The sequence below is a fragment of the Streptomyces sp. NPDC101219 genome (assembly GCF_044767675.1).
In the GTDB taxonomy this organism is placed as follows: Bacteria; Actinomycetota; Actinomycetes; order Streptomycetales; family Streptomycetaceae; genus Streptomyces.
This window is the reverse complement of the sequence record NZ_JBIWOK010000005.1, coordinates 285,446-308,117: the sequence shown is the minus strand read 5'-3', so window position 1 is coordinate 308,117 and position 22,672 is coordinate 285,446. Positions and strand designations below refer to the sequence as shown.

Genomic DNA, 22,672 nt, shown 5'->3' with positions numbered 1-22,672 from the left:
ATGAGTGACGACGCCACCACCCCCGCAGCCGACCGGATCCCGAACAAGGGCAAGCTGGCCAGGGACCTCAACGAGGTCATCCGCTACACCCTGTGGTCCGTCTTCAAACTGAAGGACGTGCTGCCCGAGGACCGCGCCGGATACGCGGACGAGGTCCAGGAGCTGTTCGACCAGCTCGCCGCCAAGGACGTCACGATCCGCGGCACCTACGACCTCTCGGGCCTGCGCGCCGACGCCGACCTGATGATCTGGTGGCACGCGGAGGACAGCGACCTGCTCCAGGAGGCGTACAGCCTGTTCCGGCGCACCCGCCTGGGCCGTGCCATGGAGCCGGTGTGGTCGAACATGGCGCTGCACCGCCCCGCCGAGTTCAACCGCTCGCACATCCCGGCGTTCCTCGCCGACGAGACGCCCCGCAACTACGTGAGCGTCTACCCGTTCGTGCGCTCCTACGACTGGTACGTGCTGCCCGACGAGGACCGTCGCCGGATGCTCGCCGACCACGGCAAGATGGCCCGCGGCTACCCCGACGTGCGCGCCAACACGGTCGCCTCGTTCGCCCTCGGCGACTACGAGTGGATCCTCGCCTTCGAGGCCGACGAGCTCCACCGCATCGTCGACCTGATGCGCCACCTGCGCGGCTCCGAGGCCCGGCTGCACGTCCGCGAGGAGATCCCGTTCTACACGGGCCGTCGCAAGGACATCTCCGAACTGGTCGCCTCCCTCGCCTGATCAGGCGGCGGGCCGTGGCGCGGGCGATCCGCCGTCCCGCCCGGCCGCCGGCCTCGGGCGCGGTTCCGGGCGCGGCGCGCACGACGCGCGCCGCCCCGGGACCCGGCCGTGCAGGAGATACGCCTCCACGTGCCCGTTGACGCAGGCGTTCGGCCCGCCCGCGAGGCCGTGGGTGCCCGCGTCGCGTTCCGTCACCAGCGCCGAGCCCGCCAGCCGGCGGTGCAGCTCCAGGGCGCCGGCGTAGGGGGCGGCCGCGTCCCGTTCGGCGGCCAGGATCAGGGTCGGCGGCAGTTCACCCGGCCCGGTGCGCACGTCGAGCGGCTGCTGCCGGGGCGCCTGCCAGAAGGCGCATGGCAGGTTGGCCCACACGTTGTCCCACGTCTCGAAGGGCGCGGTGCGGGCCAGCCGGGTGTTGTCCCGGTCCCACACCGCCCAGTCCGTGGGCCAGGGCGCGTCGTTGCACTCCACGGCGAGGTACACGGCCCGCGCGTTCTCCGTCTCCGCCGCCGCCTCCGGGTGCGGCTCCGCCTGCTCGATCAGCGGCTCGGGGTCGCCCCCGAGGTAGGCCGACAGGGCGTGCGCCCGGTGCGGCCAGTGGTCGTCGTAGTACGCGGCCTGCAGGAACGCCCCCTGCAGCTGTCCCGGCCCGACCCTGCCGCCCGCCGGTTCCTCCGCGAGGCGGGCGCTCACCCGGTCGTAGCTGCGCTGCACGGCCCCGGCGGTGGTGCCCAGCCCGTACACGGCGTGGTGCCGGGCCACCCACGCCCGGAAGTCCGCCCAGCGGTCCTCGAACGCCGCCGACTGCTGAAGGTTGTTGCGGTACCAGATCCGTTCCGGGTCCGGGTTCACCGCCGAGTCGAACACCATCCGCCGCACATGGCCGGGGAACAGCGTGGCGTACAGCGCCCCGAAGTAGGTGCCGTACGACGACCCCATGAAGGTCAGCCGCCGCTCGCCGAGGGCGGCCCGCAGCACGTCCAGGTCGCGGGCGTTGTTGAGGGACGTGTAGTGGCGCAGCGCCTCGCCCGTCCGCTCGGCGCAGCCCCGCGCGTGGGCCCGGGCCCGGGCGATCCGCTCGCGCTTGTACGCCTCCGAGGGGTGCACCGGGGCCTGGGTGGGCCCCTGCACCATGTCCTCGGGCTTCCGGCAGGACAGCGGTGCCGACGGGCCCACGCCGCGCGGGGCGTAGCCGACCAGGTCGTAGGCCGCAGCGAGGCGTTTCCACTCGGGGATCATGCCGACGAGGGGGAAGTACAGGCCGTTGGCGCCCGGCCCGCCCGGGTTGTGCACCAGGGCGCCCTGGCGGGGCACCGGCTGCCGGTCGTCGCCGGGGTCCTTGCCGGTGGCGGGGATCCGGCTGACGGTGAGGTCGATCTGCTCGCCGTGCGGACGCGCGTAGTCGAGCGGCACCCGGACGGTGCCGCACCGCAGGGTGCCCGGCAGGTCCTCGGCGTCCGGACATCTGCCGAACGTGATGCCCTCGGCGGCGGCCCGGGCGGCGGCCACCGCGGTGCCGCGCAGCTCGGCGGCGCCCGGACCGCCCAGGGCCGCGGGGGAGCCGCCGGCCGGAGCGGCGGCCAGGGCGGTGAACAGCAAGGACCCGGCGGCCACATGGACGGCGGCATGTCTCATCGGGTGTCCCTTCGGCGCACGACGGGGTGACGGGCGTGACGCGCGGGGCGGACCCGTCCGTCGGAAGGGATGCTTGGGCCGGCCGCCGGCGAAGGCAAGCACCGGCCGCGGGTGTTGCGGTCAGTGCCCCCGTGCGCCCCCGCCGCCCCGGCCGGAGACCGTCCGCCCGTGCTCGCCGTGTGCGAAGGCCGCACGCAGGTCCGGTTCGCCCACCGCGCGGACGCCGTGCACGGCGACCGAGGTGAGGTAGGCGCGGTCGTCGCCCGTGCCGTCGCCGACCGCCCGCAGCGTGCCCAGCGCCCGCTGCCCGGCCGGGGACGCCCAGCGTGCGTACGGGTGGACCTCGACCCGGGCCATGGCCAGGCAGCTCAGGGTGAGGGTGAGCGGCAGCGCGAACCACAGCGCCACCAGGTGGCGCGGGACGTCCGCCGGGACGGGCAGCAGCAGCGCGGTCACCGCCAGGACGAGCACCACCGGCACGGCCAGCCGCACCTGGCGTACCGCGCCGGCGATCGAGGTGGCCGCCGTGTCGGGCACCGCGAGCCCCGCCCCGACCAGCCGGTCGGCGATTCCGCGCACCGGCTCCGCGGTCGCCGCGGCGTCCCGGACCGGCGCTATCGGGGACTGCCCCTCCGGCCCGATCGCCCCTATCACCGACCGCTCCATCTCGTCCCGGCCGCAGGGGTCGACCACGGTCGCCCACCCGGTGTGCGCCAGCAGCAGCCGGCGCTGGCGGGCCATGGAGACCAGGGTGACGTCGGCGACCCGGCGCGGCCCGCCGGACAGGAACGCCGCCTCGTACAGCGTCAGGGCGCGGTCCCCCGCACCGGCCGTGCGGGCACGGTCGGCGGCCGCCGCACGGACCGCGGCCAGGCACAGCCGCGTGCACGTCACACCGGCGACGACCCAGGCCGGCAGCAGGAGAAGCACCCAGAACATGGATTGTTTGTAAGTGAACCGGTCGCGGAAACACCATGCCTTGTTCACCATCCGGACCCAGTGTTGCCGGTCCGTGATGTTCCGTTTCCGGACCGCCCTCGCGCTCCTTCGGCGTGCTCCGCGGCTCAGCGGCGCAGCAGGGCCCGGCGCGTCGCCCGGGCCAGGCGCACCGCCGGGCGGCGGGAGCGGGGCCGGGAGCCCGACCGCTCCCGCCACCACTCGCGCAGCTCCCGGCGCGCGCGGGCGTCCTCGGGGCGGCCGGCCGTCAGGAGGTGCTCGGCGAAGTCCAGGGCGTCCTGCCGGTAGCCGCCGGACATGGGGTGGGCCTGTGCGTAGGCGAGGAACGCGGGCCGGTACCGCGCGCCCAGCAGCGCCGACACCTCGGGCGCCACCTTGGCGACGACGTCCGCCCGCTTCGCGGCCAGCGCCCGCGCCTGGACGCCGACACGCACCCGGTCGAACCCCTCGGGCGCGGGCGTGCCGGCGACGAGCGCGGACAGCAGGGCGGTCTGCGCCAGCGCGAGCCGCTGCCGGGCGGCTCCGGCCGCCGGCGGCACGGAGTCCGGGGCCGGGGCGGGCGTCGGGGCCGGCGTCGGGGGAGCGGCCGGGCGGGCGGCGGCGGACCGCCGGGCCGCGCCCTTGTCCAGGGCCTCGCGCACCGCGTCCAGCTCGGCCCGCAGCTCCGACGGTGCGGGGAAGTTCTCGTCCCGCTCCAGCAGCACGCCCGGAGGCGAGGTGCGGGAGGCGAGGTCGGCGAGGATGTCGAGCACCGGCCGCGGGACGGGATGGGCGTGGCTGTCGTGCCACACGCCGTCCCGCTCGAAGCCGCCGGCGACGTGGACGTAGGCGATGGCCTCCAGCGGCAGGGCGGCGAGAGCCTCGGCGGGGTCCTCGCCACGGTTGACGTGGTTGGTGTGCAGGTTGGCGACGTCGATGAGCAGCCGCACGCCGGTGCGGTCGGCCAGCTCGTACAGGAACTGGCCCTCGGTCAGTTCGTCGCCCGGCCAGGACAGCAGGGCGGCGATGTTCTCCAGGGCGAGCGGGACCGGCAGGGCGTCCTGCGCGACGCGGACGTTCTCGCACAGCACGTCGAGCGCGTCCCGGGTGCGCGGCACGGGCAGCAGGTGCCCGGCCTCCAGACGCGGGGAGACGGTCAGCGGCCCGCCCGCGCGGACGAAGGCGATGTGTTCGGTGACCAGCGGTGCCCGCAGGGCGGCGGCCCGCTCGGCGAGGGCGTCGAGCCGCCCGGGGTCCGGCCGGTCGGCGCCGCCGAGGCCCAGCGAGACACCGTGCGGCACCACGGTCACCCCGCGGTCGCGCAGCCGCAGCAGCGACTCGGGCAGATGTCCGGGGCAGACGTTCTCGGCCACGACCTCGACCCAGTCGATCCCCGGCATCGCCTCGACGGCGTCCGCGATCTCCGGCCGCCAGCCGATCCCCGTCCCCAGTCGCTGCCGCATCGTCCCCTCCTCCACCCGGCCCCCGGTCGTCCGGCGGCCGGCCCCCGATGTGTTCCGGCCCCCGCCGGACGTCCCGTGCGGACGTGACGGGGGTATCGCCCCGCGGCGGGGACACGAACCGTCCGGCGGGCACCTTCAGAGGAACATTTGAGCTTCGGAGGGCGGGGCGGAGCAGCGGACCGGCAGGGGGACGCGGTCGCCCCCCTGCCGGCCCGGGCGGTCACGCCAGCGCGAAGTAGCGCGCCCACACATAGACGGCCGCCAGCGACACCGTGACGGCGGTGACGACCAGTCCGTAGCGGCTGAACTGCCAGAACGAGATGTGGTGGCCGGAGCGCTCGGCTATCCCGATGACGACCACGTTCGCCGAGGAGGCGATGATCGTCGCGTTGCCGGCGAGGTCCGCGCCGAGGGCGAAGGACCACCACAGCATGCCCGCCTCCGCGGTGCCGCCGGCCGCGTTCACGATCTCCTCGACGATCGGGCTGACCGACGCGACGAAGGGGATGTTGTCGATGAGCGCGGACGGCACCACCGAACCGAACACCAGGGCCATCGAGGTGGCGAACAGGTTCCCGCCGGTGGCCTCGGCCGCCGCTTCGCCCAGGTCGCCGATGACGCCCATGTTCACCATCGCCCCGACCATGACGAACAGTCCGGTGAAGAACGCCAGCGTCTCCCACTCGACGTCCTTCATGACCTCACCGGTGTTCAGCCGGGACACCGCGAGGAGCAGCAGACCGCCGCTGATGGCGATCACCGAGGGCTCCAGATCCAGCCAGGTGTGCAGCACGAAGGCGACCATCACGACGCCCATCACCGCGCCGCTGATGGCGAGCAGCCGGCCGTCCTTGATGGCGTCGCGCGGGTCGAGCTCCATCACGGACGCCACGCGCTCGGGGTCGTAGGTGAACGCTTTGCGGAACATGACCCGGGCCATCAGGATGAACACGATCATCAGCACGATGACGATCGGTGTCATGTGGATCAGGAAGTCGTTGAAGCTCAGACCCGCGCGTGAGCCGATCATGATGTTGGGCGGGTCGCCGATGAGGGTGGCCGCGCCGCCGATGTTGCACGTCATCACCTCGGCGATGAGGTACGGCACCACGGGCAGCCCGAGGCGGTTGCAGACCAGGATCGTCACCGGCGCGACCAGCAGCACGGTCGTGACGTTGTCCAGCCAGGGGGAGAACACGGCCGTCACCAGGATGAGCAGCACCATCAGCCGGTACGGTTTGCCGCGCGCGCGGCGCGCCGCCCAGATCGCGATGTACTCGAAGACGCCGGTCTGTTTCAGCACCGCGACGATCAGCATCATGCCGAGCAGCAGGACGATGACGTCCCAGTCGATGCCGGCGTCCTTGGAGAAGAAGGCGTGCTCGGGGTCGGTGGCCCCGATGAGCAGCATCAGCACGCCGCCGCCCAGCGCGGCGGCCACCCGGTGGACCCACTCCGTGGCGATCAGTACGTAGACGGCGACGAACACTGCGATCGCCGCCCACGTCAGAACGCTCAACGCGCCACCTGCCCCGTGCCGGCCGGGCCGGATACGGAGGGGATTGGGGTGCGGGTCGACAAGAGGAGGGGTCCGGGAACCGTTCGGGAGTGATCAGGGCGCTGTGGCGCTGCGCGCATGAGCGAGGAGCTCCTCTCGTCGTCCGGGCCCGCAGCACTGCACTGCCGTGCAGCAGCCAGGACCCACGACGACGCCGCTCCCCTGCTCGGGGAGCGGACGGACAGGACGGTGCGGCGCTTCGGCTGTCGCAACCGAGGGCGCCTGCAGACCCGCAAGACGAGCGTTCGCCCTCACCGCACGACGGACACTGTGCTGGGGCGGTGATGTCGTTCCACCCTCTCCCGCGCGCGGGAGCGCGGACCATAAGGGTCAGCACCCAGATGACGGGGGGTGCACCCTGTAGGGGCGATTGGGGGTCAGTCCCCATTGACAGCCAAGTCCGCTTTTTGCCGCCTTGCCGGGCGGCGCGGCCAAGGACACAGTGTGGCCCACCGCGGGGCGTTCAGCACCCGGAATCGTCGGAAAGGAGCCGGCCCAGCGGACCCAGGTCCAGGTTCAGGTCGCCGCGGGTCAGGCCGTGCTGGGCGCACAGCTCGTCCATCCGCCGGTCGAGCAGCATCAACGCGGTGCCGAGCCGGTCCTCCTGTTCGGGGCTCAGGGTGCCCTCGTCGAAGCGGCGCACGGCCTGCCGCTCCATGAGCTGGCGCAGCAGTTCCACGACGGTGAGCACCAGGGCGGCCAGGTCGTTGGTGACGCGCTCGGGGTCCAGGTCGACCGTGTGGCGGCCGCCGCGGGGCGCCGTCACAGCGGCCCGCTGTCCGCCCAGGGGGCGGGCATCCGCTCGCTCACCGACGCCAGCAGGGCGTGCAGCGAGATCCGTACCAGCGGCACGTCGGCGATCGCCAGCACCAGGTCGCCGCTGACGACGACCCCGGTCGCCAGGACGCGGTCCAGCAGGTCCACCAGCGGCACACCGGCCGGGGCGTACGGGGCGGGGACGTCCCAGGGGACGGGCGCGGGGCCGGGGGTCCGCGGGTCGGCGGCGCTCACGCGCGCACCCCGGGGGCCGCCGGGCCGGCGGTGCCGCGGTCCGGGCCGGGGAGGTCCCGTCCGCTGCCGTCCGGCCCCTCCTCCCAGCGGGCGAAGGAGTACGGGATCCACGGCCCGGACGCGGCGACCTCCACGCCCGGACACCGGCCGTCCCCGGTGAGCCGGGCCAGAGCGGCGGTGAAGCGGTCCCGGTCCGCGTCGTCCACCAGGTAGGCGGCGTTGAGGACCTGCGGTGCGCTCCGGCCGGTCAGCCGCTCGTCCTGCGGGCGGTGCCGCACGGCCGCGACGGCGCACCCGCGCAGCTCCGCGTCGACTTGCTCCGCGGCGGCCAGCGCCCTGCCGTGGGCGTCCTGTCGGTCGCGGTGCCGCGCGCTGGCCCGGCTGAGGTAGGACCGCCCGTCGGCGGCTGCCGCGGCCCCGGCGCGCCCGGGGGCGGGCGTGCGGGCGGCGTGCACCTTCACCGCCCATTCCGTGCGGTGCCGGAGCCGGTCGAGCAGGGTGCCCAGCAGGGCCTCCCGGCCGGCCAGGGCCTGCCGGGCACTGTCGTCGCCTCGGTACAGGGTCGCCAGCGGCAGCGGCACGACGGGGCCCCGCCCCCGCCCGTACGCCGCCTCGACGCCCCGGTGGTGGGCGCGGGCGCAGCGTTCGAGGTCCTCGGGCCGGTTGAGCCGCTCCGTCAGCGCCTCCCGGGAGAACAGCGCGGCGGGCACGTCCTGCACGACGAGGTTCAGCGTCCCGGCGCGCAGCACGCGCAGCGGGCCCCCCTCCTCGTGGCCGGCCGCGGTGGCCAGCGCGGCCTCGTCCGGCGGGGTACGGGTGACGGCGAACGCGCAGACCAGGCCATCCGCTTCCGGTCCGGTGGGGACGACGTCACTCACCCACGGCCTCCGGTGTCTCGGCCACGGACTCCTCCAGTGCTTGGAGCCGCGCCCGCAACTGTGCGTTCTCCTCGGCGAGCGCGTCCCGCGCGGCCCGGGACGACAGGGCCGGATCGGTCTCCCACCAGTCGATGCCGGCCTTCTTCGCGGTGTCCACCGAGGCGATGAACAGACGCAGCCGGATGGTGAGCAGTTCGATGTCGAGCAGATCGATCTTGATGTCGCCGGCGATGACGATGCCCTTGTCCAGCACCCGCTCGAGGAGGTCGGCGAGGCTGCCGGACGGCGGGCCGTAGGGCTCGGCCACGGCGAGGTCGTAGGGGGCGTCGTAGGGGGTGTCGACGGCGGTCACGGTGCCCTCCCCGGCTCGCGCGGGGTGCGGACCGCGAGGGCGGCGGGCGCGGTCGCGGTGGTGCGGACGGCGGGCCGGGCGGACCGCCGGGCCGGGCGCTCCAGCAGGGTGAGCAGCCGGTCCTCCTCCCGCTCGAAGGTGTCCTCGTCGATCTCGCCCGCGTCCAGGGCCCGGTTGAGGGCGCTCAGCCGGGCCTGCACGGCACGCGGGTCGTGGTACTGGCGCCGGGCCTCCTCCAGGAGGTGGTCGGCGATCCACGCCGTGCCCCGCACGGGAGCCAGCGGCAGCAGCAGGAGACCGGTCACGATGCCCACCGCGTCACCGCCCGGCCGGCGCGGGACGCTGGTCGACGAAGCTGTAGCAGGGCAGCGGACCGGTCACCCCGAGTGCCAGCCGGTCCCCCCACCGGCGGGCCCGCGCGGCCACCGCCTCGCGGAACCGTGCCTCGTCGGCGGCGGGCAGCAGGAACGACGTGCTCAGCACCTGCTCGTCGTCCGTGGGGCCGTGCACCGTGCGCTCCGCGAACGGGGTCAGGTGGGCCAGGACGTCCCGGGCCGCGCGCCGCGCCTCCCGGCGGACCCCGCGGGCGATCGCCTCGCCGAGGCGGACGTTGGCCTCGTAGTCCGGCATCTGCCGGGTGCGGCGGGCCAGTTCGCGCAGCCCCTGGTCGCGGCGGACCAGCTCGGCGAAGCAGCCGGGGACGACGGACCCCTTGACGTTGAGTTCGACGCGGCCCCGCAGGCTCTCCAGTTGCCGCGTCAGGTGGCCCGCATCGGCGCGCAGTTGGGCCTCCAGCACCCCGGGGTCGGGGCTGAGGACCCCGAACCGCATGGGCAACAGGGGCCCCTGGGCGACCAGTTCGTCGAGGACGCCCTGGTGGGCCAGCAGGTCGCGGCGCCGGGGCCGCAGCCGCGCGGGCGCGTCCGACACCGCCGCGCACAGCCCGGCCCCGGTCAGCAGCCGTACCGGGGCGCCGTCCACACCGGGCCGGCGCGGGGCCCGGACACCGGCGGGCGCGATGCCGTAGACATACAAGGTGTCCTCGGCCGTCGTGGTGGCGGTGGTGACGGGCACGCTCACTCCTCCTCGGTCTCCGTGCGCCGGCGGGTGCGGCTGCGCGGGCGGTCGTCCTCGTCGCCGTCGTCGGCGCGGCGGCGGGAGGCCGGGCGGCTGCGGGTCCGCTGCGGGGCGCGTTCCTCGCGCTCCCGGCCGCGGGCCCGGGGTGCCTCCTCCGGCTCTTCGACGACGTCGTCCCCGTCCTCGTCGGTCTCCTCGGGGGCGAGGACGTCGCGCACCTTGTCGGTGAGCGAGCGCGCCTTCCGCCCGACCCCGCGGGCGGCGCCCTTGCCCACGGTCTTGGCGACCGGACCGCCGAACAGTTCGGGGACGGTCTTCGACCGCACGTCGTGCTCCAGGTCCAGGCGGTTGCACGCCTCCGCGAACCGCAGGTACGTGTCCACGCTCGCGACCACGATGCGGGCGTCCACCTTGAGGATCTCGATGCCGACCAGGGAGACGCGGACGAAGACGTCGATCACCATGCCGCGGTCGAGGATGAGTTCGAGGACGTCGTAGAGGGTTCCGGCGCGGGGCGCGCAGACGACCTCGTCGTCGTAGGTGATCATGCGGTCGTCCTTCCGGTCACGGGCCGGAGCCCGCTCACTGGTCCTGGGCACCGCGCCGGTAGCGGGCGATCCTCCGGTACCGGAGCAGGTCGCCGGCCGGGTCGAGTCCCACCTCGTAGGTGGCGAGCAGGCTGGTGGTGTCGGGGATGCGGGGCACTTCCAGCACGTCCACCTGGACCGTCCAGCCGTCGTCCTCGTCGCGGCTGACCGCGGAGACGCCCTCCAGACGGTGCCGGATCAGGTCGCTCAGGAGTTCGGCCGCGCGCTGTGCCGCGTCGCGGGCGTTCCGGACGCCGGAATCACGCGTGGTGGTGCGGGCGGCCGTGCCGCGCCGTCGCTCGCCGGTTTCTGTCACGCTGCTCACTCTCACCCCGTGCCGTGGAGCGCCGCATGCGCGCTTGACCCGTCCGGGGGAGGGGCACCCGCCCGCCCGCCAGGGCCGGGCGGGAGCGCCCGGGAGGGACGTGACCGATGGCGGGGCGGAGCCCCGAGCGGGCCGGGAGCCGCACCGGACCATCGCGCGGGCCGGACAGCGGGGCACGGGGTCGCGCCCGGTCCTCGGGCGGGAGCGTTCCGTGGGCAGGGACGCCCGCCCGGGCCGGGCGGGCGGGGCACTCGGAGGGGGCCCGGCCCGCGCTCCGGCCGACGTGCTCGACCTTGACCAGCCGCAGGTGGCGGCCCTGGCCCTCCCAGGCCGCGGCGGGGACGTGACCGGTGGCGGGTGCCGGGGGGCGGAGCCCTGAGCGGGCTGGGGAGCCCCGGACCGGACCGTCGTGCGGCCGGACTGCGGGGCACGGGGTCGCGCCCGGCTCTTCGGCGGGAGCGTTCCGTGGGCAGGGGCGCCCCCGCCCGAACCGGGCTACCGCAGTGCGGGATGCTCCGCGATCACCGTGCAGGAACCGGGGGCGATCTCGGTGAAGCCGGCGTCGCGGACGCGGGGGAGGCGGCTCGCGGTGAGGGCGGCCCAGTGGGCCGGGCCGGGGGTGCGTACGGCGAGCGGGAAGCCCGCGTCGCGCCAGGCGGCGCGGTCGTCGTCGCCGAGCTCCCACCAGGCCAGCTGCGCTCCGTGGCCCGCCTGGGCCATCGCCTTGCCGGCGGACATGTCCAGGTCCGGGTTCATCCACAGGACGGGGACGGACGGGTCCGGGGGAGCGGGCGCCTCCGGGTCGTCGAGGTCGGTGCCGGAGACCTGGAGGCGGGCCAGGTCCTTGGGCCAGCCGTCGAGCGGCACCGGCGGGAAGACGCGGACCTCGGCGGACGTGCCGGTGACCGTGAGGCCCGGCAGGGCCTCCGCGCGCCGCCACTCGGCACCGCGGGCCCGGCGCACCACCTTCCGGATCCGGCCGTCCTGCCAGGAGCGCACGGCGTCCGCCCACTCGCCCTCGCCGCCCGTGGAGCGCGCGTCGGTCAGCATCAGCAGCACGGCGCGCGCGGCCGTCTCCAGCGCGTCGGTGCGGGCCGGCGGCGACGCCCGTTCGATGCGCACCACGAGGGGCAGGACGAACTGGGGCGCCGTGTCGCGGTCGCGGGAGGCGTGGCGGAAGGGACTGCCGGCGGGCTTCTGGTCGGTGCTCACGGGGTCCAGTCTGCCAATCCGGGGGGCGGGTCCGTCAGCCCGAGCAGGAGGTCCGTTCCGCCTCGCGCCACTCGCAGACCGGGCACAGCGTGATGCCCTTGTAGGACTCCGGGTACTCGGTCGGCTCCCGGCACAGCACGCACTCCGCGTACGGCGGGCCGTCGGCCCTGGGCGGCCGGGACGCGTCGATCAGGCAGTAGTCGTCGGGGCCGGCCGCGGCCCGGGCGCCGGTTTCCGTGGCGGTGTCGGTGTCGCTCATGTGTCCAGCGTAGGACGTTCAGCGGCGTCCGCCCCGGGCGGCGATGAGGTCGGAGACCTTCACGAAGCGGTAGCCCCGCCGGCGCAGTTCGGGGACGACCGTGCGGACCGCCCGCTCGGTCGCGGGGGCCGCGCTGCGGGTGCAGTGCAGGACCACCACCGAGCCGGGCCGTACGCCGTCCAGCACCTGCCGGGCCACCGCGTCGGGGTCGGTGGCGAAGGCGTCGCCGCCGACCACGTCCCACTGCACGGCCGTGACACCGGTCGGTGTCAGCGCCTTGAGCGCGGCCCGGTCGTAACAGCCGCCGGGGAACCGGAAGTACGGCATGGGGTCGGTGATCCCGACCTCGCGGAACGCGGTGTAGGCCCGCTCCACGTCGGCCCGCATCCGCTCGCGCGGGACGGTCGGCAGGCCGTAGCAGTCCCCGGTGAAGGCGTAGTGGCTGTAGGAGTGGTTGGCGACCTCGAACAGCGGGTCCCGGCCGAGGGCGCGGGCCTGGTCGGGGTACTCCTCGGCCCACCGGCCGGTCATGAAGACGGTGGCCGGGACCCGGAGCCTGCGCAGGGTGGCGATCAGCGCGGGATTGTCGAAACGCTCGCCCGCCGCCGCCCGCGGGCCCTGGTCGGCCGTCATGTCGGCGTCGAAGGTGAGGGCGACCGTGCGTTCCCCGGAGCGCGGGGCGTTCTCGAACACCGGTGTCAGGCCCGCCGGGCCGGGAGCCAGGGTGGGGCGGTGCGGCGACGGTGCCGCGGAGGGGGCGGACGGCGCGGGGCGGGCGGGCTGCCCCGGTCCCGCGGGCGTGGGCGGGTGCCCGGCGCAGGCAGCCAGGAAGGCGGCCAGGACACAGACGGCGGTCACGCGGCGTGCGAGTGTGATCACCGTATGAACGTAGGAGCGGGGTGGGGCGGGCGGCGCGATCCGTGCGGCGCCACGGGCGGGCCGTCACCCGACCGGCCGCCCGGTGGACGGCCGGGGGCGCCCGGCGGTCTCAGATGTCCCGCTGCTCCAGCGGCTTGGTCGCCGGGCCCTGGATCACCTTGCCGTCGGTGTCGAAGCGGGAGCCGTGGCACGGGCACTCCCAGGCGCGCTCCGCCGCGTTGAAGTCGACCAGGCAGCCCAGGTGGGTGCAGCGGGCCGAGACCGCGTGCAGCGAACCGTCCTCGTCCCGGTACACGGCCAGCCGGTGACCGTCCGCGCGGACCACCGCGCCCTCACCCGGCGGCAGGGACTCCACCGGCGGGGAGGGGCGCAGCCGGTCGCCCACGAAGTGCCGGGCCACCTCGGCCTGGGTCCGCAGGAAGGAGGGCGCCTCGCGCACCGCGGGCTTCAGCCGGCGCGGGTCGTACAGCCCGCTCCACGCGCACTCCTCGCCGGTGATCTGCGCGGTGAGCAGCAGTCCGGCCATTATGCCGCCGCTCATGCCCCAGCCGTTGAAGCCGGTGGCGACCCAGGCGTGCCGGGCGCCGTGGTGCAGGGGGCCGACGAGGGGGACCGTGTCGGTGGGGGTGGTGTCCTGGGTCGCCCAGCGGTGGGTGAGCTCGACGTCGGGGAAGTGCTCGCGGGTCCAGGCGGCCAACCGCTCGAATCCGGCCCGGGTGTCGCCCGTGCCCGGCGTGAAGTGCTCCCCGGTGACCACCAGCAGGCGCCGGGTGCCGTCCTCGCCGTAGGGGGCGGTGCGCACCGAGCGGGTGTTCTCGTCCGGCGTGATGTACATGCCCCCGGGGTCCTGGCCGGCCGGGAGAGTTCCCGCGACGACCAGTTCGCGGCGCGGCGAGAGACGGGCGAACAGCAGCGCCCGGTCGAAGATCGGGTAGTGCGTCGCGACCACGACGTCGCGCGCGGTCACCGTGGCGCCGTTCGCGGTGGACACGCGGCAGGGCTCGCCCTCGTCGAGGCCGAGCACCGTGGTGTCCTCGTGGATGTGCCCGCCGTGCGCGACCAGGTCCCGGGCGAGAGCCAGCAGGTAGGCGCGCGGGTGGAACTGGGCCTGCCCGGTGACCTCGACGGCGCCCGCGACGGGGAACGGCAGCCCGGTCTCCGTCACGAACGAGGCGGGCAGTCCCGCCTCCCGCGCGGCCCGCGCCTCCGCGCGCAGTTCCGCCACCCGTCCGGCGTCCCGGACGAAGGTGTACGCGCTGCGCCGTTCCCAGTCGCAGTCGATGCCCAGCTCCGTCACCAGGTCCGCGGTGTGCTCGATCGCCTCGGCCTGCGAACGGGCGTACAGCCGCGCGCCCTCGGCGCCGCGCGTGCGGCGCAGCTTGTCGTAGACCAGCGTGTGCAGGGCGGTGATCTTGGCGGTGGTGTGGCCGGTGACGCCGGCCGCGATCCGCCCCGCATCCAGGACGGCGACGCTGCGGCCGGCCCGGGCCAGCTCCCGGGCGGTGCACAGCCCGGCGATCCCGCCGCCGATCACGGCCACGTCCACGTCGAGGTCGCCGGTCAGTGCGGGGTACCGGTCCCCCGGGGCGGTCTGGATCCAGTACGAGCCGCTGACCTGCTGGTTGTCCGTCATGGGCGCCGAGTACCCCGGTGCGCGGGATTTCAGTGGCGGGCCCTTCCCCTTGCGGGCGGGAGCGGCCCGGCGTAACGTGCAACCAAATGGTTGTACATGGTGGAACCGCAGAGACCGACGAGGCCGTGGACCGGCTGTTCCAGGCCCTGTCCGACGCGACGCGGCGCGACATACTCCGGCGCTGCGGGCGGGGTGAGCTGTCCGTGTCCCGGCTGGCCGGGGCGTACCCGATGAGCTTCGCCGCGGTGCAGAAGCACGTCACCGTGCTGGAGCGGGCGGGCCTGGTCACCAAGCAGCGGCACGGACGGGAGGCGCTGGTGCGCACCGACCCCGACGCGGTGGACCGCGCACGCCGGGCGCTCGACGACCTGGCGGCCGGCTGGCGGGCCCGGGTGGACCGGATGGCGGACCTGCTGCGTGACGACCCCGTGGGGACCGGACCGCCCGGTCCCGGCGACGGCCCGGACGCCGGTCCCGGCGGCGGCACGACGAGAGGACACGACCGATGACTGTGACCAGCGTGGACAAGGACCTCGACCACCTGACCCTGACCCTGATCGCGGACTTCGCCGCCCCGGTCGAGCAGGTCTGGCAGCTGTGGGCCGACCCGCGACGGCTGGAGCGCTGGTGGGGCCCGCCGAGCTACCCGGCCACGTTCGAGGAGCACGACCTGACGCCCGGCGGGGAGGTCCGGTACTTCATGACCGGCCCGGAGGGCGAGAAGTTCGGCGGCTGGTGGCGGATCACCTCGGTGACCCCGCCGACCGCCCTGGAGTTCACCGACGGCTTCTCCGACGCCGAGGGCAAGCCGAACCCCGAGATGCCCGTCACGACGATGCGGATGACGCTCACCGAGCGCGACGGCGGCACCCGGATGGAGCTGCGGTCGGTCTTCGACAGCCGGGAGCAGATGGAACAGCTGGCCGGGATGGGCATGGTGGAGGGGCTGCGCGCCGCGGTCGGGCAGATGGACGACGTGCTGGCCGGCTGACCCGCCTGCCGGCCCGCGCGGGGCCGGGGCGAGCGCCCCGGCCCCGCGCGCGGGTCACCGCCGCCAGGGGCCCGTCACCGCGAACGTCGTGCCGGGGTCGTAGCAGTTGACGTACATCGTCCGGCCGTCCGGGGAGAACGTGACCCCGGCGAACTCGCCCCACTCCGGGTCCTCCGGCGTGCCCGTGTTCTGCCTGTTGCGGGCCAGGGCGTAGACCTCGCCGCGCCGGGTGACGCCGTAGACGTGCTGGGCGCCGCCGCCGTCCTCGCAGACCATCAGGCCGCCGCTCGGGGCGAGGCAGATGTTGTCGGGCGACTCGCCGGGCAGCTGCACGTCGGTGTCCGGGCCGAAGACGATCACCAGGGTCAGCCGGCGCCGGTCCGGGTCGTAGCGCCAGATCTGGCCGTAGTGGTCGCCGGCCGAGCCCTCCGCGCTGCGGGCGAAGGACGACACGAAGTACACCGACCGATCGCCCCAGTAGCAGCCCTCCAGCTTCTGCGCGTGCGTGATGCCGCCGCGGCCGAAGTCCTGGAAGCGGATGGGGGTCTCGGCGGCCAGCGGGTCCGGCACGTCGACCCACTCGATGCCGTCGAAGCGGGCCCCGGTCTCCCGGATCGAGGACAGGTCCGGGACGCCGGGCACGCGCATCGCCTGGAGCCGTCCGCCCGCGCGCAGCGAACCCGTGCCGCCCAGCGGCTTGTCCGGCAGGAACCGGTAGAACAGGCCGAAGGGCCGCTCGAAGGCGTCCTCGGTCTCGTAGACGATGCCCCGGCGGGGGTCGACGGCGACGGCCTCGTGCTGGAAGCGGCCCATCGCGGTGAGCGGCACCGCACCGGTGCGGCGCGGGTCGGCCCCGTCCACCTCGAAGATGAAGCCGTGGTCCTTGGTGTAGCCGTTGGTGCCGGCCTTGTCCTCGGTCTCCTCGCAGGTCAGCCAGGTGTGCCAGGGTGTCGGTCCGCCCGCGCAGTTGACGGCCGTACCGGCAATGGCGACCCGTTCCGAGCGGACCCGGCCGTGCGCGTCCAGGGTCAGCGAGGTGCAGCCGCCCTTGCCCTGAGGGTCGTAGGTGAGGCCGTCGACGGCCGGCACCGGAACCCGGCCGGCCGCGCGGTTCTCGTGGTTGCGGACGAGGTGCACCTGGCCGCGCCGGCCGCGGAAGGCGGCCATCCCGTCGTGGTTGGAGGGCACCGGGCCCTCGCCGGAGCGCAGCGGGTCGCCCTCCCGGGAGAGCACCCGGTAACGGAAACCTTTCGGCAGGTCGAGGAGGCCGTCGGGGTCGGGCACGAGGGGGCCGTAGCCGTCGTGTCCGAGGGACTGCGCGGCGGCGGAGCCGGTGAACAGTTCGGAGAGCGCGCCGGTGAAGGCGATGCCGACACCCAGGGCGCCGGAACGGGCGAGCATCTGACGCCGTGTCGAGCCGGCGGCCCCGGAGCCGGGCGTGAGGGCGGGACCGGCGCTGGGCGACCCGGTTTCGGTCATGGGGGGAACCTTCCTGCTGGCGGACAGGAACAGTGACCCCGCCGTGTCTATCACTTGGTGGGAGCCACGTGAACCACGCGCGTAGCACGTGTCACGCGTCGGGCGGCGGCGCCTGCTGCGTCTGGGCCCGCTCCACGAAGCGCAGCAGTTCCACGGGGAAGGGCAGGACCAGGGTGGAGTTCTTCTCGGAGGCGACGGCGACGACCGTCTGGAGCAGCCGCAGGTGCAGGGCGGAGGGGGTGTCCTCCATCTGCTGGGCGGCCTCGGCGAGTTTCTTCGACGCCTGCAGCTCGGCGTCGGCGTTGATGATGCGGGCCCGGCGTTCCCGGTCGGCCTCGGCCTGGCGGGCCATGGAGCGCTTCATCGTCTCCGGCAGGGAGACGTCCTTGATCTCCACCCGGTCGACGTGCACGCCCCAGCCGACCGCGGGACTGTCGATCATCAGCTCCAGGCCTTCGTTGAGCTTCTCCCGGTTGGACAGCAGGTCGTCCAGGTCGCTCTTGCCGATGATGGAGCGCAGCGAGGTCTGCGCCATCTGCGAGACCGCGAACCGGTAGTCCTCCACCTGCACCAGGGCGTCCGTGGCGTCGACGACCTTGAAGTAGACCACCGCGTCGACCCGTACCGTCACGTTGTCCCGGGTGATGCCCTCCTGGGCCGGCACCGGCAGCGTGACGATCTGCAGGTTCACCTTGTGCAGCCGGTCCACGAACGGCACGATCAGCGTGAACCCCGGGGTGCGCACCCCGCGGTGCACCCGGCCGAGCCGGAAGACGACCCCGCGCTCGTACTGTTTGACCACGCGTGCCGCGGCGGCGATGTAGACGACGCCCGCGGCACCCGCCGCGGCGACCGCGGCGAGCAGCTCCTCGACCATGCCGACCTCCCGTCCGAAGGCCCGACCGTGCCGGTGCGCGCACGTGTGTCGGCTCTTCCCACGATGGCACGCGCCGGGGCGCGGGGCCATGGCGCGTGCGGGCGGGGGAGAGGCGGGCCGGCCGGGCGGCCGGAGGCGAGGGGTCAGCTGTCGCCGGTGAGGCGACCCGCGTCCCGGGCCAGGGCTGTGAGCCGCGAGATCGCCCGGAAGTACTTCTTGCGGTAGCCGCCCTTCAGCATCTCCTCGCCGAACAGCTGGTCGAAGGGCAGTCCGGAGGCGAGCACCGGGACCTCCCGGTCGTAGAGCCGGTCGGCGAGGACCACCAGCCGGAGCGCGGTCGACTGGTCCGGCACCGGCCGCACCCCGGTGAGGCACACCGCGCGCAGCCCGTCGGTCAGCGCGCCGTACCGGCTGGGGTGGACCTTCGCCAGGTGGTCCAGCAGGTCGGGGAAGGCGTCCAGGGAGGCCCCGTCGGTGGCCTGCGCGGCGGCGGTCACGACGTCGTCGGAGTAGGGCGGCGGCGCTTCGGGCAGCCCGCGGTGGCGGTAGTCCTCGCCGTCGATGCGCAGGGCGCGGAAGTGGGCCGACAGGCCCTGGATCTCGCGCAGGAAGTCGGCCGCGGCGAAACGGCCCTCGCCCAGCTTGCCGGGCAGCGTGTTGGAGGTGGCGGCGAGCGCGACGCCCGCCTCGACCAGCTTGCCGAGCAGGGTGGACACGAGCACCGTGTCGCCCGGGTCGTCGAGCTCGAACTCGTCGATGCACAGCAGGCGGTGCCCGGAGAGGGTGCGGACCGTCTGCTGGAAGCCCAGGGCGCCGACCAGGTTGGTCAGCTCGACGAAGGTGCCGAACGCCTTGAGGGAGGGCTCGGCGGGCGTGGCGTGCCAGAGCGAGGCCAGCAGGTGGGTCTTGCCCACGCCGTAGCCGCCGTCGAGGTAGACGCCGCGCGGGCCGGCCGGGGCCTTCCGGGGCGCCTTGCCGAAGCCGAACAGCCGGCGCCTGCCGGAACCGTTCGAGGGCGAAGGGCCGAGTCCGGCGGCGAACTGCTCCAGGACGCCCACCGCCTCGGTCTGGCTGGGCTGGTCCGGGTCCGGTATGTAGGTGCCGAAGCGGACCGCGTCGAAGCGGGGCGGCGGCACCATCTCGGCGACCAGCCGGTCCGCGGGGACGTGCGGCTCGCGGGCGCACAGGGACAGCGGGGCCAGGCCGGTCGGGGGACCGGACGGGGAGGCGGCGGCGGAGGACGCGGAGGAGGACGACACGCTTACCCATGCTACGGGGCGTGGAACACTGCACCGCATGCGACGCCTGTTCCCTGTGACCTACGAAACAGCAGCTCCCGACCGTGCGGCCGGTGCCGCCGGCGGTTCCGGCGCGTCCGGCGGCGAGGCCGCCCAGGGGGCTCCGACCGGGGCCGGCCGGGAGTGGAGCCTGGCCGAGCTGGCCGCCGCGTACGCCTACCCGGAGCCGGGGCCGGACGGCCCCGCGCCGTGGCTGCGGGCCAACATGGTGTCCACCCTGGACGGGGCGGCCCAGCACGACGGCCGCTCGCAGCCCATCTCCTGCGCGGCCGACATGCGGATCTTCGGCACGCTGCGGGCGCTCGCCGACGTGGTGGTCGTCGGCGCCGAGACGGTACGGCAGGAGGGGTACCGCCCGGCCCGCGCGCGGGCGGAGTTCGCGGCGGCCCGGCAGGCGGCGGGGCAGGGGCCCGCACCCGCGATCGCCGTGGTCAGCGCGAGCCTGGACCTGGACTTCTCGCTGCCGCTCTTCGCCTCGCCGCTGGTGCCGACGCTGGTGCTGACCGGTGCGGCGGCGCCCGCGGACCGGGTCGCCGCCGCCGAGCGGGCCGGGGTGCGGGTGGTGACGGCCGGGGAGGGCGCCGGGGCCGATCCCGGGCGCGCGGTGCGGGCGCTGGCCGGGCTGGGGCACACCCGGCTGCTGACGGAGGGCGGGCCGCGGCTGCTGGGGCAGCTGGTGGCCGCCGGGGTGCTCGACGAGCTGTGCCTGACCGTCGCGCCGATGCTCACCGCGGGTGACGCCCAGCGCATCGCCGGCGGGCCGGCGGTGACGATTCCGCGCCGTTTCGCGCTGAAGTCGATGTTGGAGGAGGACGGCTTCCTCTTCACGCGCTACGCACGGCCCTGACCCGGCCCCGGGGCGCGGGGTCCTCCGGACGTTTCCGGAGGCGTCCCGTCGTGACGGGTACTGACCGGAAAGGGGTTCGAGAGGTACCGCTGGTCCGGTCATCGGGCGGAATTCTCCGTTCCGCTTAGCGCACCGGCGGGCACACTGAATCCGGTCGCATCCGTGCGATCACGGGCAGGATGGTTTCCGCAGGGGCCGGCCCGCCTCGCGGAGGAGAGAGGGCCCGAGGGTCCTCACAGGAGAAGGGGCGCTGGTGTTCACAAGCGTACTGATGATCGAGAAGGCCCTGACGTCCGCCGACGTGGAGTTCGTCACCACCTTGCACGGCGACGAGGCGGTCTCCTTCCACGTCCTGCTCCAACCACGCGGCGAACAGGCCGACCGGCTCCTGCGGGCCATCGACGACGTCGCCCTCGGCGAGCTCGACGAGGCCGTCCGCGAGGGGGAGACCCCCGAGGGCGAGGAGGCCCGGAGCATGGGTGAGCGGGCCCTGGAGGTGTCCCTGCGGGCCCTGCGCGCCTCCGGCGACCGGGCGCAGGGACGCCTGGTCGAGGACCACCCGCTGGACGCGCTGAAGACCATGGTCGAGGAGGTCGGCGCGGACGAGGTCATCGTCCTGACCGACCCGCACTACGTGGAGGAGTTCTTCCACCGGGACTGGGCCTCACGGGCCCGCCACAAGGTGGGCGTGCCGGTGCTGAAACTCTTCTCCCACAGCAAGGCATAGGCTGGGGCGGCGCCTTCCCGGCGAGGGCGCCACGTCCGTCGCGGGCGCGCGCTCGAAGCGGGGCGCGCGGCCCGTCGCCCGCCCGTCGCACCACTGGGGAGAACACGCATGGCACCCGGCCTTCCTACCGCCATGGACCGACCGCACTTCATCGGCATCGGCGGCGCCGGAATGTCGGGGATCGCCAAGATCCTCGCCCAGCGCGGTGCCCGGGTGGCCGGCAGCGACGCCAAGGACTCCGCGACCGCCGAGGCCCTGCGCGCCCTGGGCGCCACCGTGCACATCGGGCACGCGGCGGAGCACCTCGCCGACGACGCCAGCTGCGTCGTGGTGTCCTCGGCGATCCGCGAGGACAACCCGGAACTGGCCCGCGCCGCCGCGCTGGGCATCCCGGTGGTGCACCGCTCCGACGCCCTCGCCGCCCTCATGGACGGGCTGCGCCCGATCGCGGTGGCCGGCACCCACGGCAAGACGACCACCACCTCCATGCTGGCCGTCTCCCTGACCGCCCTCGGCCGCGCACCCTCCTACGCGATCGGCGGCGACCTAGACGAGCCCGGCTCCAACGCGCTGCACGGCACCGGCGAGATCTTCGTCGCCGAGGCCGACGAGTCCGACCGCAGCTTCCACAAGTACGCGCCCGAGGTCGCGATCATCCTCAACGTGGAACTGGACCACCACGCCAACTACGCCTCGATGGAGGAGATCCACGCCTCCTTCGAGACCTTCGTCGGCCGCATCGTCCCCGGCGGCACCCTGGTGATCTCCGCCGACCACGCGGGCGCGCGGGAACTGACCCGGCGGCTGGACGGCGCGGTCCGCACCGTCACCTACGGCGAGTCCCCCGACGCCGACGTGCGCGTGACGTCGGTCGTCCCGCAGGGGCTGCGCAGCGAGGTGACCGTCGACCTCGACGGCGCCCCGCTCACCTTCACCGTGTCGGTCCCCGGCCGCCACTACGCCCACAACGCCGTGGCCGCGCTCGCCGCGGGCGTGGCGCTGGGCATCCCGGCCGCGGAACTGGCCCCGGCCCTCGCCGCGTACACCGGGGTCAAGCGGCGCCTGCAGCTCAAGGGCGAGGCGGCGGGCGTCCAGGTCATCGACTCCTACGCGCACCACCCGACGGAGATGACCGCCGACCTGGAGGCCATGCGCTCGGCCGCCGGGGACGCCCGCATCCTGGTCGTCTTCCAGCCGCACCTGTTCTCCCGCACCCGCGAGCTGGGCAAGGAGATGGGCCAGGCCCTCGCCCTGGCCGACGCCTCGCTGGTGCTGGAGATCTACCCGGCCCGCGAGGACCCGATCCCTGGCGTCACCAGCGAGCTGATCATCGAGGCGGCCCGGGCGGCCGGCGCGGACGTGACCCCGGTGCCCGACACCGCGGACGTCCCGTCGCTGGTGGCGGGAATGGCGAAGCCCGGGGATCTCGTTCTCACCATGGGAGCGGGCGACGTCACCGACCTCGGCCCGCGCATCCTGGACCGTCTGTCGAACTGAAGGGCTGCATCCTCATGCCGTACGACGTGGAGAAGCCGGACGAGCAGTGGCGCGCGGAACTGTCGCCGTCCGAGTACGCGGTGCTGCGCCAGGCGGCGACGGAACCGGCGTTCACCGGTGAGTACACCGACACCAAGACCGAGGGCGTCTACTCCTGCCGCGCCTGCGGCGCCGAGCTGTTCACCTCCGACACCAAGTTCGAGTCGCACTGCGGCTGGCCGTCCTTCTACGACCCGCGGGACTCCGAGGCGGTGGAGCTGGTCGAGGACCGCTCCCACGGCATGGTCCGCACCGAGGTGCGCTGCGCCCGCTGCGGCTCCCACCTCGGTCACGTCTTCGAGGGCGAGGGCTACGCCACGCCCACCGACCAGCGCTACTGCATCAACAGCATCTCGCTGCGGCTGACGCCCGCCGACGGCTGA

Annotated in this window: 26 protein-coding genes; 7 read left to right on the top strand and 19 right to left on the bottom strand. The window is 74.6% G+C overall.

What is annotated here, in order from left to right; all coding sequences use genetic code 11:
* Window positions 1-732: a hydrogen peroxide-dependent heme synthase gene (gene hemQ, locus ACIRPP_RS12255; RefSeq protein WP_403641203.1), complete on the top strand. Its 732-nt coding sequence runs from the start codon at window positions 1-3 to the stop codon at window positions 730-732.
* Here hemQ and ACIRPP_RS12250 read toward each other — a convergent pair whose 3' ends face one another.
* The 16 genes from ACIRPP_RS12250 to ACIRPP_RS12175 all read right to left on the bottom strand — a co-directional run bounded on the left by ACIRPP_RS12250 (window position 733) and on the right by ACIRPP_RS12175 (window position 14,534).
* Entirely contained in the window at window positions 733-2,364 is a 1,632-nt protein-coding gene (locus ACIRPP_RS12250; RefSeq protein ID WP_403640740.1) for an alpha/beta hydrolase, read from the bottom strand.
* A gap of 120 nt (window positions 2,365-2,484) precedes the next feature.
* A complete protein-coding gene (locus ACIRPP_RS12245; RefSeq protein WP_403640737.1) occupies window positions 2,485-3,303 on the bottom strand; it encodes a TIGR04222 domain-containing membrane protein in 819 nt (272 codons plus the stop codon).
* 125 nt (window positions 3,304-3,428) lie between these two features.
* Window positions 3,429-4,763: a DUF692 domain-containing protein gene (locus ACIRPP_RS12240; RefSeq protein ID WP_403640734.1), complete on the bottom strand. Its 1,335-nt coding sequence runs from the start codon at window positions 4,761-4,763 to the stop codon at window positions 3,429-3,431.
* 220 nt (window positions 4,764-4,983) lie between these two features.
* Window positions 4,984-6,282: an SLC13 family permease gene (locus tag ACIRPP_RS12235; protein WP_403640731.1), complete on the bottom strand. Its 1,299-nt coding sequence runs from the start codon at window positions 6,280-6,282 to the stop codon at window positions 4,984-4,986.
* 502 nt (window positions 6,283-6,784) lie between these two features.
* Window positions 6,785-7,087, bottom strand: a complete 303-nt coding sequence (locus tag ACIRPP_RS12230; RefSeq protein WP_403640728.1) for a gas vesicle protein K — start codon at window positions 7,085-7,087, stop codon at window positions 6,785-6,787.
* Complete coding sequence (locus tag ACIRPP_RS12225) at window positions 7,084-7,332, bottom strand: gas vesicle protein (protein WP_403640725.1); 249 nt, start codon at window positions 7,330-7,332, stop codon at window positions 7,084-7,086. Before ACIRPP_RS12225 ends, ACIRPP_RS12230 begins: the two co-directional genes overlap by 4 nt.
* Window positions 7,329-8,210, bottom strand: coding sequence for a GvpL/GvpF family gas vesicle protein (locus tag ACIRPP_RS12220; RefSeq protein ID WP_403640722.1), 882 nt, complete (start codon window positions 8,208-8,210; stop codon window positions 7,329-7,331). The genes ACIRPP_RS12225 and ACIRPP_RS12220 overlap by 4 nt, the downstream gene beginning before the upstream one ends.
* A complete protein-coding gene (locus ACIRPP_RS12215; RefSeq protein WP_403641200.1) occupies window positions 8,203-8,517 on the bottom strand; it encodes a gas vesicle protein in 315 nt (104 codons plus the stop codon). Before ACIRPP_RS12215 ends, ACIRPP_RS12220 begins: the two co-directional genes overlap by 8 nt.
* Before the next feature lie 41 nt (window positions 8,518-8,558).
* Window positions 8,559-8,876 (bottom strand): gas vesicle protein GvpG, encoded by a 318-nt coding sequence (locus tag ACIRPP_RS12210; protein WP_164346168.1) that lies wholly within the window; start codon window positions 8,874-8,876, stop codon window positions 8,559-8,561.
* Between the two features lie 4 nt (window positions 8,877-8,880).
* Entirely contained in the window at window positions 8,881-9,636 is a 756-nt protein-coding gene (locus ACIRPP_RS12205; protein WP_403640719.1) for a GvpL/GvpF family gas vesicle protein, read from the bottom strand.
* A gap of 2 nt (window positions 9,637-9,638) precedes the next feature.
* Window positions 9,639-10,187 (bottom strand): gas vesicle structural protein GvpA, encoded by a 549-nt coding sequence (locus tag ACIRPP_RS12200; RefSeq protein WP_403640716.1) that lies wholly within the window; start codon window positions 10,185-10,187, stop codon window positions 9,639-9,641.
* A gap of 34 nt (window positions 10,188-10,221) precedes the next feature.
* Window positions 10,222-10,542 (bottom strand): gas vesicle protein GvpO, encoded by a 321-nt coding sequence (gene gvpO / locus ACIRPP_RS12195; protein ID WP_403640712.1) that lies wholly within the window; start codon window positions 10,540-10,542, stop codon window positions 10,222-10,224.
* A 504-nt stretch (window positions 10,543-11,046) separates the two neighbouring features.
* The gene (locus ACIRPP_RS12190; RefSeq protein ID WP_403640709.1) at window positions 11,047-11,763 is read right to left on the bottom strand and encodes an aminoacyl-tRNA hydrolase; all 717 of its coding nucleotides are present in this window, start codon (window positions 11,761-11,763) and stop codon (window positions 11,047-11,049) included.
* Between the two features lie 34 nt (window positions 11,764-11,797).
* Window positions 11,798-12,022 carry a hypothetical protein gene (locus ACIRPP_RS12185; protein WP_403640707.1) on the bottom strand — a complete coding sequence of 75 codons (225 nt, stop codon included), beginning with the start codon at window positions 12,020-12,022 and terminating at the stop codon, window positions 11,798-11,800.
* Between the two features lie 18 nt (window positions 12,023-12,040).
* Window positions 12,041-12,901, bottom strand: coding sequence for a polysaccharide deacetylase family protein (locus tag ACIRPP_RS12180; protein WP_403640704.1), 861 nt, complete (start codon window positions 12,899-12,901; stop codon window positions 12,041-12,043).
* Window positions 12,902-13,010: 109 nt separating this feature from the next.
* Window positions 13,011-14,534 (bottom strand): FAD-dependent oxidoreductase, encoded by a 1,524-nt coding sequence (locus ACIRPP_RS12175; RefSeq protein ID WP_403640702.1) that lies wholly within the window; start codon window positions 14,532-14,534, stop codon window positions 13,011-13,013.
* Between the two features lie 86 nt (window positions 14,535-14,620).
* Between ACIRPP_RS12175 and ACIRPP_RS12170 the strand changes: the two genes are divergently transcribed.
* Complete coding sequence (locus tag ACIRPP_RS12170) at window positions 14,621-15,043, top strand: ArsR/SmtB family transcription factor (RefSeq protein WP_403640699.1); 423 nt, start codon at window positions 14,621-14,623, stop codon at window positions 15,041-15,043.
* Window positions 15,040-15,525, top strand: a complete 486-nt coding sequence (locus ACIRPP_RS12165) for an SRPBCC domain-containing protein (RefSeq protein ID WP_403640696.1) — start codon at window positions 15,040-15,042, stop codon at window positions 15,523-15,525. Before ACIRPP_RS12170 ends, ACIRPP_RS12165 begins: the two co-directional genes overlap by 4 nt.
* Window positions 15,526-15,579: 54 nt before the next feature.
* On the opposite strand, the gene ACIRPP_RS12160 is transcribed toward ACIRPP_RS12165, so the two are convergent.
* The 3 genes from ACIRPP_RS12160 to zapE form a co-directional block, all read right to left on the bottom strand.
* Complete coding sequence (locus ACIRPP_RS12160) at window positions 15,580-16,926, bottom strand: PhoX family protein (protein ID WP_403641197.1); 1,347 nt, start codon at window positions 16,924-16,926, stop codon at window positions 15,580-15,582.
* 169 nt (window positions 16,927-17,095) lie between these two features.
* The gene (locus tag ACIRPP_RS12155) at window positions 17,096-17,881 is read right to left on the bottom strand and encodes a slipin family protein (protein WP_403640693.1); all 786 of its coding nucleotides are present in this window, start codon (window positions 17,879-17,881) and stop codon (window positions 17,096-17,098) included.
* Window positions 17,882-18,024: 143 nt separating this feature from the next.
* Window positions 18,025-19,179, bottom strand: a complete 1,155-nt coding sequence (gene zapE, locus ACIRPP_RS12150) for a cell division protein ZapE (protein WP_403640690.1) — start codon at window positions 19,177-19,179, stop codon at window positions 18,025-18,027.
* On the opposite strand from zapE, the gene ACIRPP_RS12145 reads away from it, so the two are divergent.
* From ACIRPP_RS12145 to msrB, 4 genes are all read left to right on the top strand, one after another.
* The gene (locus ACIRPP_RS12145) at window positions 19,178-20,026 is read left to right on the top strand and encodes a pyrimidine reductase family protein (RefSeq protein ID WP_403640687.1); all 849 of its coding nucleotides are present in this window, start codon (window positions 19,178-19,180) and stop codon (window positions 20,024-20,026) included. The two genes, zapE and ACIRPP_RS12145, sit on opposite strands and share 2 nt — an antisense overlap.
* 253 nt (window positions 20,027-20,279) lie before the next feature.
* On the top strand, window positions 20,280-20,753 hold the full coding sequence (locus ACIRPP_RS12140) for an indole-3-glycerol phosphate synthase (RefSeq protein WP_403640684.1): 474 nt from the start codon (window positions 20,280-20,282) through the stop codon (window positions 20,751-20,753).
* Between the two features lie 108 nt (window positions 20,754-20,861).
* Window positions 20,862-22,250: a UDP-N-acetylmuramate--L-alanine ligase gene (gene murC / locus ACIRPP_RS12135; RefSeq protein WP_403640681.1), complete on the top strand. Its 1,389-nt coding sequence runs from the start codon at window positions 20,862-20,864 to the stop codon at window positions 22,248-22,250.
* A 14-nt stretch (window positions 22,251-22,264) separates the two neighbouring features.
* Window positions 22,265-22,672, top strand: coding sequence for a peptide-methionine (R)-S-oxide reductase MsrB (msrB, locus tag ACIRPP_RS12130; RefSeq protein ID WP_403640678.1), 408 nt, complete (start codon window positions 22,265-22,267; stop codon window positions 22,670-22,672).